Here is a 12,847-nt window from a genome sequence, read left to right as displayed (position 1 = left end):
CGGTTTGCCCGTGAGGCAACTACCGATAAAAGTTGTCAGTAACATAACGATCACACATCCAGAACCTTTTTTAACTTGGCAAAGATAGTCATTCCCGAATCGACCGCTATAATGCACCTCAGTGGGACCGCCGTTCTTTACTTGCCGTGGTCGCCACCCGCTGACGCGATGTCCATCGCCGACAGCCCGGCCAGCGCCTGACGCAAATGACTCATGCAACGCCAGCGCTCGCTGAAACAGGAAGCTGATGCTACGTCAGTTTTAATCTGGTGCCGTAGCCCGCCTGCAACATGGAAGTCTTGATCGCCCTGCCGATTACATCAATGCCTGTTCAGGTATTGGCACTCGACGGACCCGCTCAATCGATTTGTTGCCGTGCGTTTCACCAGACATTTAACTCAACTCAAACAGGTAGCACTGTGACGAAAGACGAACTGCGCGCGGAACTTGAGCGCCAGGAACAACGTTACAAGGAAGTTTACGGCGGGGAAGTCACCACCTACGCCGCTCAGCCAGAACCGGAACGCAAGGCATGGCGTAAACGCCCCACCGTTCAGGATCAGGTCTTCAAGCAAGAAATTGAAAAGATCGAAAAGGAACTCAAAGCCGAAGAGCCATGAGCCACGGGTTTTGATCATTTCCAAGGCAGCCGTGCGCACCGTTACAAACGCGGTGTATCGACGATGCCATGCGCGCCCGCTACCCGCGGGCAGCGGCTATCTCCCCGTCATGAACGCTAATGGGGAGCTACATAAAGGTTTCAAAGATATTTCAGACAAGCGTTTGAGCCCGCGATCTCCACGGAAAAAGGTGCGCTTCCGAATACTTTTCCATTGAAAATCAACAGGTTGAAAAACCCTGCGTGACACTGGGTTTTAACGCGCTGCAACAAATTAAATCGAAGAAGAATGTTACCGATGAGCAGGGAGGGCATCGATTTCGAGACTTTTCTGGCATAATCGCGCCCCCTTACGACCGGGTCAGAAAACCTTCATGATCGATTTATTCAGCGGACTGGATGCTTGGGTGCTTGTGAGCCTCTTGCTCGCCCTGACGTTTGTCCTCGCCTTCGAGTTCATCAATGGATTTCATGACACCGCTAACGCGGTAGCCACTGTTATCTACACCAAAGCCATGCCGCCTCACCTGGCGGTGTTCTTCTCCGGTGTGTTCAATTTCCTCGGCGTGCTGCTGGGTGGCGTTGGCGTGGCGTATGCCATTGTCCACTTGCTGCCGGTTGAGCTGCTGATCAATGTGAACACCGGCCATGGCCTGGCGATGGTGTTCTCGTTGCTCGCCGCGGCAATCGCCTGGAACCTTGGCACCTGGTACTTCGGTATCCCGGCGTCCAGTTCCCATACCCTGATCGGCTCGATCCTCGGTGTTGGCCTGGCCAACGCCCTGATCAACGACATACCGTTGGCCGACGGCGTGAACTGGCAGAAAGCGATCGACATCGGCGCCTCGCTGGTGTTTTCGCCGATGGCTGGTTTCCTGATCGCCGCACTGATACTGATCGGCCTGAAATGGTGGCGGCCGCTGTCGAAGATGCACAAGACGCCGGAACAGCGCCGCAAGATCGACGACAAGAAGCACCCGCCGTTCTGGAACCGCCTCGTCTTGGTGATCTCGGCCATGGCCGTCAGCTTCGTGCACGGCTCCAACGATGGTCAGAAAGGTATCGGCCTGATCATGCTGGTGCTGATCGGTATCGTCCCTGCGCAGTTCGTACTCGACCTGAACAGCACGACCTACCAGATCGAACGTACCCGCGATGCGACCCTGCATCTGAGCCAGTTCTACCAGCGCAACGCCGACTCCCTCGGTGAGTTCCTGGCCCTGGGCAAGAGCGTAGAAGGCGATCTGCCGGAGAAATTCCGCTGCAACCCGCAGCAGACTGAACCGACCATCTCCGCCCTGCTCCACACCCTCAAAGGTGTAGCGGACTACCATTCGCTGTCGTCGGAAAGCCGCATTGAAGTGCGTCGCTACCTGCTGTGCCTGGACGACACCGCGAAGAAAGTCGGCAAGTTGCCTGGCCTGGAACCCCGTGAAAAGGCTGACCTGGACAAGCTGCGCAAAGACCTGACCACCACCACCGAATACGCGCCGTTCTGGGTGATTCTGGCGGTTGCACTGGCCTTGGGCCTGGGCACCATGGTTGGCTGGAAACGCGTGGTACTGACCATCGGCGAGAAGATCGGCAAGCAAGGCATGACCTACTCCCAGGGCATGTCGGCGCAGATCACCACCGCCACCCTGATCGGCATGGCCAACATCTTCAGCCTGCCGGTGTCCACCACCCACGTCCTCTCCTCGGGCGTGGCCGGCACCATGGTCGCCAACAAAAGCGGCCTGCAAGGCGGCACGGTGAAAACCATCCTGCTGGCCTGGGTACTGACCCTGCCGGCGACCGTGGCACTGTCGGCCGGGTTGTTCTGGCTGGCGTCGAAGGCGCTGGGTAGCTGATAGATAGCTGGAAATGAAAAAGGCGCGATTCGAGAGGATCGCGCCTTTTTTTTTGGATTTTGGGTTTGGGTTTGGGATTGGGGGCATATCCGTTGCTGCGGGTGTTGCCGCTGGCGGTTTCGCTCTTACAGCGACTCACTTTTCCAAACGCCGAAAAGTAAGCAAAAGGCTTTGCCCCCGGCGTACGGCACTTCGCTAAGGCTCAGTGTTCCCTCGCTACGGTGTCCATCCGGGGGCATCGCTTCCGGTTTGCTTCGCTGCACCTCCTTTCGATGGATGCGGCTTCGCCGCACGGCGCTGCGCGCCTCCCCCCTGATGAACACCTTCGCTCGGCCTGCCGATGGGGGCAAAAGAGCAAAAGCAACATCAAGAGCCAAAGCCAAAGCCAAAGCCAAAGCCAAAACAGATCAAAAAATCGCAGCTTCGGAAGCTCACAAGGAATGAGTACACCCACCAGAGCTTGGTCGGCTGTCAGGCCGCCATCGATCCCACAAGGATATGAATACCCCCCACACGCGGCGCATGCCGCCCCACTCAACACAATGAGCGTTAGCTCGAGTACCGCTTTTGATCTCAGAGCCCGTCGGAAGGCTGAGTGGAGGGATTGATCCGGGGGGTGGGAGCGCAGCGACCGTTTGGCGAAGCCAAACACATCGAAAGGAGGTGCAGCGAAGCAAACCGGAAGCGATGCGCCCGGATCAATCCCGGAGCGAAGGAACCCGAGCCACAGCGAGGGCCGAACGTCAGGGCAAAGACCTTTGGTTACTTTGGGGCGTTTGCCAAAGTGACCCGCCGTAAGGGCGGAACCCTAAGCGGCCGTTACCGCAGCAACGGATATTCACCCAAAACCCCCAACGCGCAGGCAAAAAAAAGGGCAACCGAAGTCGCCCAAAATGCCTTGCGTGCCCATCAATCCAGAAGAACTACTTCTTGCGCTTATTCGCATCCTTCCAGATAAAAAATCCAAACCCTGCAAAAAACAGAACCATGAGCCCAACCGTCAGAACCCCGGCAAACACCACGTTATCGAAAAACATGACTGTGGCCTCCTGGCCCCTGCTCTGCTGCGATGGAGCTAAGTTAACCAATCACGCAGGCGCAGAAATTGACCAGGATCAAGTCCGGTCAACACAGCAAGCAAAGGCGGGAAAATAACTGACCTGCATCAACGGATGCAGGGGAGATCAACGCTTTTTCGGTTTGTTTTTCGACTTTTTCTTGGCTTTTCCCAACGGCATGGCCTGTTCGAAGGCATTGCGCACTTCGTTCAGACGCTTCTCGTTGAGGTCATGCACACGCTTGGCGCGTTCGGTACTGAGGTCGATCAGTTTGTCGTCTTGGCTCATGGCGTTCGGTGCATCACTTGAGGAAATCACAACTGCCACAACATGGGCAGGACTGCGCCAATAATGCAGCCTGGCGCCTGCGCTGACCAGTCGGCACACCTCAAATCTCGATATCGACCCACAAGCCCTGACGCGGCTGATCTTCCATCAGCGGCACCACCGGCACCGTGTTGTCTGCATTGAGTGCCGTACCCGGCACGGCGAGGTGTTCCTCAGGGTCTTCATCGGCTTCGCGGCGCCGACGATCACGCTCCTGCTGGCGACGCTGTTCTTCGCGCAGCAGCAGCCCGTCCTCTTCAGGATCGCGTTTTTGCAGATCGATCGTGCTTTCGTTGGAGCTTTCCTGCACCGGTTCCACCGGAGGAATGTCCGGCCGCTGGCGGATCGGATCCTGCTGGGAAGTGATCGGCACGGCGCTCAGGGGGAGCATCGGTGGCAGCATATAAAGGGTCTCCTGTGAGCAGGCTATCGGCTTGGACGTGGACGGCTTGAGCCGCCGGTCGCAAACTTGTGACCGGGTTGGCACTCACTGGTGCCCTGCTCCCGCGCAAATCCGACGCATGACCTAATCTTCCCTTTGCAGTTAAAAGCCGGCCACGGCTCCTAATCCTTTGGCCTCGGGGCCTCATTCCGTTAAGATAGCCCGCTTTTTCAAGGTGGGAGTCAGGCAGCATGGCGCAGCAGTATCAACCGGGGCAACGCTGGATCAGTGACAGCGAAGCAGAGCTTGGTTTAGGCACCGTTCTGGCACAGGACGGCCGCTTGTTGACCGTGCTTTACCCGGCCACTGGCGAAACCCGCCAGTACGCGCTACGGAATGCGCCCCTGACCCGCGTGCGGTTCTCGCCGGGTGACAGCATTACCCACTTCGAAGGCTGGAAGATGACCGTGCAGCAAGTCGACGATGTCGACGGGCTGATGGTCTATCACGGTCTCAACGGGCAGAACGAAGCCGTCACCTTGCCGGAAACCCAGCTGTCGAACTTCATTCAGTTCCGTCTGGCCAGCGACCGTCTGTTCGCCGGTCAGATCGACCCGCTGGCGTGGTTCTCCCTGCGCTACAACACCCTCGAACACACCAGCCGCCAGTTGCAATCTTCGCTCTGGGGCCTGGGTGGCGTTCGCGCACAGCCGATTGCGCACCAGTTGCACATTGCCCGTGAAGTCGCTGACCGTATCGCGCCGCGGGTTTTGCTGGCGGACGAAGTGGGTCTGGGTAAAACCATCGAGGCCGGTCTGGTCATACATCGCCAACTGCTCTCGGGCCGCGCCAATCGCGTGCTGATCCTGGTGCCGGAAAACCTCCAGCACCAGTGGCTGGTGGAAATGCGCCGCCGCTTCAATCTGCAGGTCGCGCTGTTCGACGAAGAACGCTTCATCGAGAGCGATGCCGCCAACCCGTTCGAAGACACTCAACTCGCGCTGGTTGCGCTGGAATGGCTGGTCGACGACGAAAAGGCCCAAGACGCATTGTTCGCCGCTGGCTGGGACTTGATGGTGGTCGACGAAGCGCACCACTTGGTCTGGCACGAAGAAAAGGCCAGCCCCGAGTATTCGCTGGTCGAACAACTGGCCGAAGTGATTCCGGGCGTGCTGCTGCTCACCGCCACCCCGGAACAACTTGGTCAGGACAGCCACTTCGCCCGTCTGCGCCTGCTCGATCCAAACCGTTTCCATGACCTGGCCGCGTTCCGCGCCGAGAGCGAAAACTATCGCCCGGTGGCCGAAGCCGTTCAGGAGCTGCTGGACAAAGGCCGCCTGTCGCCTGAAGCACACAAGACCATTCACGGTTTCCTCGGCAACGAAGGCGAAGCCCTGTTGACCGCGGTCAACGATGGCGACACCGAAGCCAGCGCCCGTCTCGTGCGTGAACTGCTCGACCGCCACGGTACCGGCCGCGTGCTGTTCCGTAACACCCGCGCCGCTGTGCAAGGTTTCCCGGAGCGCAAACTGCATCCGTACCCGCTGCCATGCCCGGACGAATATCTGGAACTGCCGCTGGGCGATCATGCCGAGCTGTATCCGGAAGTCAGCTTCCAGGCCCAGCCGGACGCCAGCGAAGAAGAGCGCTGGTGGAAATTCGATCCGCGCGTCGAGTGGCTGATCGATCAGCTGAAAATGCTCAAACGCACCAAAGTGCTGGTGATCTGCGCTCACGCCGAAACCGCGATGGACCTGGAAGACGCCCTGCGCGTGCGCTCCGGCATCCCGGCCACGGTGTTCCACGAAGGCATGAACATCCTTGAGCGTGACCGCGCCGCCGCCTACTTCGCCGACGAAGAGTTTGGCGCGCAAGTACTGATCTGCTCGGAAATCGGCAGTGAAGGTCGCAACTTCCAGTTCGCGCATCACTTGGTGCTGTTCGATCTGCCGTCGCACCCGGACCTGCTTGAGCAGCGTATCGGTCGTCTCGACCGGATCGGCCAGAAACACATCATCGAACTGCACGTGCCATACCTGGAAACCAGCCCGCAAGAGCGTCTGTTCCAGTGGTACCACGAAGCGCTTAACGCCTTCCTCAACACTTGCCCGACCGGCAACGCCTTGCAGCATCAGTTCGGCCCGCGCCTGCTGCCGCTGCTTGAAGAAGCCGACGACAGCGAGTGGCAAGCGCTGATCGACGAAGCGCGCACCGAGCGCGAGCGTCTGGAAGAAGAGCTGCACACCGGTCGCGACCGTCTGCTGGAACTCAACTCCGGCGGCTCGGGTGAAGGCGATCAGTTGGTCGAGGACATCCTGGAGCAAGACGATCAGTTCGCCCTGCCGATCTACATGGAAACCCTGTTCGACGCGTTCGGCATCGACAGCGAAGACCATTCGGAAAACGCCCTGATCCTCAAGCCGAGCGAAAAAATGCTCGACGCCAGCTTCCCGCTGGGCGATGACGAAGGTGTGACCATCACTTACGACCGCAACCAGGCGCTGTCGCGCGAAGACATGCAGTTCATCACCTGGGAACACCCGATGGTGCAGGGCGGCATGGATCTGGTGCTGTCCGGTTCGATGGGCAACACCGCCGTCGCGCTGATCAAGAACAAGGCGCTGAAGCCGGGCACCGTGCTGCTGGAGCTGCTTTACGTCAGCGAAGTGGTTGCCCCGCGCTCGCTGCAACTGGGCCGTTACCTGCCGCCGGCGGCCCTGCGCTGCCTGCTCGATGCCAACGGCAACGACCTGTCGGCCCGCGTCTCGTTCGAAACCCTCAACGATCAACTGGAAAGCGTGCCGCGCGCCAGCGCCAACAAGTTTATTCAGGCCCAGCGCGATCAACTGACGCCACGGATCAACGCCGGTGAAGACAAGATCGCCCCGCGTCACGCCGAGCGCGTGGCCGAGGCCCGTCGCCGTCTGGCGGCCGACACCGACGAAGAACTGGCGCGCCTGACCGCGTTGCAAGCGGTCAACCCAACCGTGCGTGACAGCGAACTGGTTGCCTTGCGTGAACAGCGTGAGCAGGGTCTGGCGCTGCTGGATAAAGCGGCACTGCGACTGGAAGCGATTCGGGTGTTGGTGGCGGGTTAACGTTCCCCCTGCTGCACCGCTAAAAAAGAAGGCCCGCAGCGATGCGGGCCTTTTTGTTTGCCTGTTATTTATCCGGTGATGCTACTGGCCCTTTCGCGAGCAGGCTCGCTCCCTCAGGGATTGTGTTCACGCTGGAGAACCACTGTGGGAGCGAGCCTGCTCGCGAAGGCGGTTATGCAGTCGCCGCAGCCACCTCTGGCTCAACCACCGCCACCAACCCCTCCTTCATCCGCTTCGCATCCTGCACAAAACACCGCGACGCCAGAAACAGAAACACCATGGTCAGAAACAGCGCCACCGGGATCAGGTACATCGCATCATGCAGCCCGACCGCCTTGAACGCCTCGGTCATCTGCTCCGCCCCCGCTGCAACCATTGCCGACTTGGCAAAGTGATCCGACAGCCCACCCACCACCACCGGCCCAAGACCACCGCCCAGCAGATACAAGCCGGCAAAGAACAAGGCCATCGCCGTGGCGCGCAGACGCGGTTCGACCACGTCCTGAATCGCCGTGTACACGCAGGTGTAGAAGTTATAGGCAAATAGCCAGCCGAGGCTGAACACCGCGACAAACACACCGATCTCGATACGCCCGGCATGCAGCGCCCACGCCGTGCACACCGTCGAGACAATCAGGCTGAATGCGGCAAACAGCAGCCGCCCATTGGCCACACGCTGGTGGATCTTGTCGGCGATCCAGCCACCCAGAGTCAAACCGACCAGCCCGGTGACGCCGACAATCACACCGGTCGCCACCGCCGCTTCCTGCAATGGCATCAGGAAATAGCGCTGCAGCATCGGCACCAGAAACGAATTGCAGGCATAAGTCGCGAAGTTGAAACACAACCCCGCCATCACCAGCCACAGGAACGTCGGCACGGCGAGAATCCGACGGATCGGCTTGTCGACTTTCTCCTGTGAGACCTGCACGGTTTCCGCCGCGCCGCGCTTGGGTTCCTTGATGAAAAACATGAAGATCGCGAGGAACAGCCCCGGTACGGCGGCGATGAAGAACGGTGCGCGCCAACTGTCGAAAGCCTTGACCATCCAACCGATGGTGAAGAACGCCAGCAACAGCCCCAGCGGCAGCCCCAACATGAAAATGCCCATGGCCCGCGCCCGACGGTGCGCCGGGAACAAGTCGCCAATCAGCGAGTTGGCCGCCGGCGCATAACTGGCCTCACCGATGCCGATCCCCATGCGCACGATGAGGAAACTCCAGAAACTGCCCACCAGCCCGTTGACGGCGGTCAGCGCGCTCCAGGTCGCCAGACCCCAGCCCATCAGTTTGCTGCGTGAGCCGGTGTCGGCCATGCGCCCCAAGGGCAAACCGGCAATCGCGTAGACAATGGTGAATGCGGTGCCGACGATACCCAGTTGAAAGTCGCTGAGGTGCCATTCCATGCGGATCGGCTCGATGATGATCGCCGGGATGGTGCGGTCGAAAAAATTGAACAGGTTGGCGAGGAACAGCAGGAACAGAATGCGCCAGGCATTCGCCGCTTGGGTCGAGTTCTGCATGGGTCCGTCTCTTTATTGTTATAGGGCTTCACTGCCAACGCATTCGAGCCCGGAACCTGCAATCTAGTCAGCCAGACAGGGGCTGTCTGTGATCATTCGTCTGCCTGATATCGGGCCATGGCACTGTAACGAAACGTAAGCCCTTGATAAGTCTGTAATCCCCCGAAAACCGGGGCTTTTGCGGCAAAACCTTGCCACAAAAAAATAGTTTCGCGCCCCCCTTCCCAAGTCCGTGGCGAAGCCTAGAATGGCCGCCGTATCCGTCCGGATCTCCCGATCAATCCCTTTGATGCCCTCGCCCATGTCCGAAGTCAGTCCGTGTCTGAATTGCGGTGCCTGCTGTTCCCATTTTCGTGTGTCTTTTTTTTGGGGTGAGTGCTCATCTTCCGGGGGGACGGTGCCCGATGAACTGGTTACACAAATCAGTCCCAGTCGGGTGGCAATGAACGGCACCGACTGCAAATCGCCGCGTTGCACGGCATTGGTCGGCGACGTCGGGAGTACAGTGCACTGCTCGATTTATGAAAAACGTTCCAGTCCCTGCCGGGAATTCGAAGCTTCCTGGGAGAACGGCGAACAGAATGTCGATTGCGATAAGGCCCGCGCCCGTTTTGGTTTGCCGCCCCTGCAATCGGACTGGGCTGAAATCCCTTTCGATAAAAGCGCCTGACATTTAGCACCAATCGCTATGACGCTAATGACGAAATCGTTAGCGCCAATGTGCCACTACCCCTTGCACCCCGAAAACGGCCTCTATACTCCTGTCATTCGCCTGCGTTAACCGCGCGGTTAGGACGACTTCAGAGACGGGGCATGCTATGGAGTGGCTTGGTTTGCAGTTTGTTACCGAGCTGCCGGAGAGCGGGCAGGTCATTCTTGATTGCACACATAATCCCTTGCTGGTGCTGGTGGCCTATCTGGTGGCCTGCGCCGCGAGCTTCGCTACGCTCGATATGGCCGAGCGGGTCGGTCACGCCGAAGACCTTGGTTCGCAACGCCTATGGCGCTGGATCGGCGCGACCTGCCTGGCCGGCGGGATTTGGGCCATGCACTTTATTGGCATGCTCGCTTTCCAGGCGCCGATCGAAATCCATTACGACCTGCCGGTCACCCTGTTCTCCCTGCTGATCGCCCTGCTCGCCTCGTGGCTGGCGATGCACACGCTGAGCGAGGCACAGCCGAGTCTGGTGCATTACCTGAAAACCGCTGTGGTCATCGGCCTCGGTATTGCCGGCATGCATTACGTCGGCATGGCCGCCATGGAGTCGAGCGCCACCGCCTACTACCAACCGACCTTGTTTGCGCTGTCGATCGCCATCGCCATCGGCGCCAGTTTCGCCGCGTTATGGGTCGCAGGCTACTTGCGCGAAGGCAGTGGCCTGGCTCATCAGATGCTCAAGTACAGCGCCGCACTGATTCTCGGCGCGGGCATTTTCAGCATGCACTTCACCGGGATGGCCGCACTGCAATTGGTGTTACCGGAAGGCAGCGCACCGGACCTGTCGGCCGAAACCAGCCATTTGCAACTGGGCCTGACAGTGGCGCTGATCATCCTGCTGATTCTCGGCAGCGCGATCAGCGCGGCGCTGGCCGACAAGAAACTGCAAAGCAAGGAACACGATCTGCGCCGGGTCAACGCCCTGCTCAGCCAACTCGATCAGGCGCGCATGTCATTGCAGCAAGTGGCCAACTACGACGCCCTGACCAATCTGATCAACCGCCGCGGCTTCAACCAGATCTTCGCCGAGAAACTCAGCCAGAAAACCACCGAGGGCGGCATGCTCGCGGTCATGTTTCTCGACATCGACCACTTCAAACGCATCAACGACAGCCTCGGCCACGATGCCGGCGACGCCCTGCTCAAGGTCATTGCCAATCACATCAAAAGCTCTGTGCGCAGCCATGAAGACGTCGTCGCGCGTTTTGGTGGCGACGAGTTCTGCATCCTGATCGGCCTGCGCGATCGCGAAGAGGCGCGCACCATGGCCCAGCGCATCATGCTGAAGATGAAGGAGCCGATAGAACTGGCCGGACGCCGGATGGTGATGACCACCAGCATCGGCATCAGCCTGTTTCCCGAAGACGGCACTACCTGCGAAGAACTGCTCAAGCACGCGGATCTGGCCCTGTATCAATCCAAAGGTGCCGGGCGCAATGGCCTGCACTTTTTCAATTCCAACCTGAAAAACCGCGCGACTCTGGAACTGCAACTCGAAGAAGAACTGCGCCACGCCCTGCGCGAAGAAAACGGTCTGATGCTGTATTACCAACCGATCTTCGAACTGAAAACCGGTCGGGTCACCAAGTTAGAGGCGCTGATCCGCTGGCAACATCCGCTTCACGGACTACTGACACCGGATCGTTTCATCAGCATTGCCGAAAACAACGGTCTCATCGCCGAACTGGACAACTGGGTGCTGCGCCGGGCCTGCCGGGACCTTGGCGAACTGTCGAACCACGGCTGCGCAGAGCTGAAAATCGCCTGGAACTGCTCGCCGCTGAATCTGGCTCGGGAAGAGTTGGCTGACGAAATCGAAAGTGCGCTGCGCACCGCCGGCGTCGCGCCGGAACGGCTGGAACTGGAAGTCACCGAAAACGCCCTGATGGGTAACATTGCCAACACTCTGGTGCTGCTGCGGCAGATCCGCGCCCTCGGTGTGTCACTGTCGATCGACGACTTCGGTACCGGCTATTCATCGCTGGCCTACCTCAAGCGCCTGCCGCTCAACACCCTGAAGATCGACCGCTCGTTCATTCTGGACATTCCCAAAGCCACGGCGGACATGGAGATCGTCCAGGCAATCATCGTCATGGCCCATACCCTGCATTTGCAGGTGGTCACCGAAGGCGTGGAAAGCCTGGAGCAATACGAATTCCTTGAGCGTTCCGGCTGCGACTTTATCCAGGGTTACCTGCTCAGCCGTCCGGTGCCGCTGGACGAACTGCGCCCGGTGCTGGAAGAAATCAATCAGCGTAAACATTCACATGCGGTCAATCCGTTGATTCTGGCGCGCGGTACATTTGCACCAGTGTCGCTGGATCCTTCGCCAAAAAGCCCTGGGCCCCATGCAGGCGCATCAGTTGTGCGGCCAATCCGCTGATCGGCGTCGCCGAGCCTTGCTCGCGGGAGAATTTCACCGCTGTGTCGAGATCCTTGAGCAACGTGCGTACGTGCCATTTGATCGGTTCGAAACGGCTTTCGGCCATTTGCGGAGCGAGGATCTGCAACGGTTTCGAATCGGCAAAACCGCCGGCCAGCGCTTCGGCGATCAGACTCGCATCAACACCCGCCTGCTCGGCCAGCGCCACCACTTCGGCAATCACCAACGCATTGCAGGCAACTATCATCTGGTTGCAGGCCTTGGTCACTTGCCCGGCGCCGATGCCGCCCATGTGCGTAACGCGTTGACCGAGATTGAGCAACACCGGGCGCACGCGCTCAAGGTCGGCTGCATCGCCACCGACCATGATCGCCAGACTGCCGGCCTCGGCACCGACCACGCCGCCGGAAACCGGTGAATCCATCCAACTCATACCGGTTTCACTTTTCAGCTGCGCCGCCATCTCACGAGTAGCCGTCGGTTCAAGACTGGAAAAATCCACCAGCAACTGACCGCCCTTCGCACCTTCGGCAACACCGGCCGGGCCGAACACCACTTCGCGCACCACCGCCGTATCGGCCAGACACACCATCACCACGTCGGCGTGCTTGCACAGCTCGGAGGGGCTCGCCACCTGCCGGGCACCGGCCTCGACCAGTGGCGCGCACTTGGCCGGGTTACGGTTCCACACGGTCAACGGATAACCCGCGGCCAACAGGCGCCGGCACATCGGCAAGCCCATCAGACCGATTCCGGCGAATCCCAACGAAGGTAGCGTTGACATCATTTTGCCTCTTTTCGATTAAAGATCGCCGAATAATGGCCGATTCATCAACGATCAGGAAAGGATTCCCCCAAGCGACAGTCAGGCCAAGTCCCTGACGCTCGGG

Annotated in this window: 10 protein-coding genes; 5 read left to right on the top strand and 5 right to left on the bottom strand. The window is 59.4% G+C overall.

Going from position 1 to position 12,847, the window contains the following annotated elements:
• Positions 1-419 precede the first annotated feature (419 nt).
• Positions 420-620 (top strand): hypothetical protein, encoded by a 201-nt coding sequence (locus ACA069_RS06505; RefSeq protein ID WP_008080067.1) that lies wholly within the window; start codon positions 420-422, stop codon positions 618-620.
• A 373-nt stretch (positions 621-993) separates the two neighbouring features.
• Positions 994-2,469, top strand: coding sequence for an inorganic phosphate transporter (locus tag ACA069_RS06500; RefSeq protein ID WP_187679435.1), 1,476 nt, complete (start codon positions 994-996; stop codon positions 2,467-2,469).
• A 923-nt stretch (positions 2,470-3,392) separates the two neighbouring features.
• Here ACA069_RS06500 and ccoM read toward each other — a convergent pair.
• The 3 genes from ccoM to ACA069_RS06485 form a co-directional block, all read right to left on the bottom strand.
• Positions 3,393-3,506: a cytochrome c oxidase subunit CcoM gene (ccoM, locus tag ACA069_RS06495; protein WP_003222396.1), complete on the bottom strand. Its 114-nt coding sequence runs from the start codon at positions 3,504-3,506 to the stop codon at positions 3,393-3,395.
• Positions 3,507-3,653: 147 nt separating this feature from the next.
• Complete coding sequence (locus ACA069_RS06490) at positions 3,654-3,815, bottom strand: hypothetical protein (RefSeq protein WP_187679436.1); 162 nt, start codon at positions 3,813-3,815, stop codon at positions 3,654-3,656.
• A 100-nt stretch (positions 3,816-3,915) separates the two neighbouring features.
• A complete protein-coding gene (locus ACA069_RS06485) occupies positions 3,916-4,257 on the bottom strand; it encodes an aspartate-semialdehyde dehydrogenase (protein ID WP_497616770.1) in 342 nt (113 codons plus the stop codon).
• Positions 4,258-4,487: 230 nt separating this feature from the next.
• On the opposite strand from ACA069_RS06485, the gene rapA reads away from it, so the two are divergent.
• Positions 4,488-7,334 carry an RNA polymerase-associated protein RapA gene (gene rapA, locus ACA069_RS06480; protein WP_187679438.1) on the top strand — a complete coding sequence of 949 codons (2,847 nt, stop codon included), beginning with the start codon at positions 4,488-4,490 and terminating at the stop codon, positions 7,332-7,334.
• A 172-nt stretch (positions 7,335-7,506) separates the two neighbouring features.
• Here rapA and ACA069_RS06475 read toward each other — a convergent pair whose 3' ends face one another.
• Entirely contained in the window at positions 7,507-8,856 is a 1,350-nt protein-coding gene (locus ACA069_RS06475; RefSeq protein ID WP_489878365.1) for a spinster family MFS transporter, read from the bottom strand.
• A 301-nt stretch (positions 8,857-9,157) separates the two neighbouring features.
• On the opposite strand from ACA069_RS06475, the gene ACA069_RS06470 reads away from it, so the two are divergent.
• Together ACA069_RS06470 and ACA069_RS06465 are read left to right on the top strand one after the other, a co-directional pair.
• Positions 9,158-9,526 (top strand): YkgJ family cysteine cluster protein, encoded by a 369-nt coding sequence (locus tag ACA069_RS06470; protein WP_497616768.1) that lies wholly within the window; start codon positions 9,158-9,160, stop codon positions 9,524-9,526.
• Positions 9,527-9,674: 148 nt separating this feature from the next.
• Entirely contained in the window at positions 9,675-11,957 is a 2,283-nt protein-coding gene (locus ACA069_RS06465) for a putative bifunctional diguanylate cyclase/phosphodiesterase (RefSeq protein ID WP_489878364.1), read from the top strand.
• Here the strand turns inward: ACA069_RS06465 and ACA069_RS06460 are convergent.
• Positions 11,848-12,744, bottom strand: a complete 897-nt coding sequence (locus ACA069_RS06460) for an NAD(P)-dependent oxidoreductase (RefSeq protein ID WP_497616766.1) — start codon at positions 12,742-12,744, stop codon at positions 11,848-11,850. The two genes, ACA069_RS06465 and ACA069_RS06460, sit on opposite strands and share 110 nt — an antisense overlap.
• Positions 12,745-12,847 lie beyond the last annotated feature (103 nt).

It is taken from the genome of Pseudomonas sp. LBUM1652 (assembly GCF_059716105.1).
This window is presented reverse-complemented; position numbering and strand designations above follow the sequence as displayed.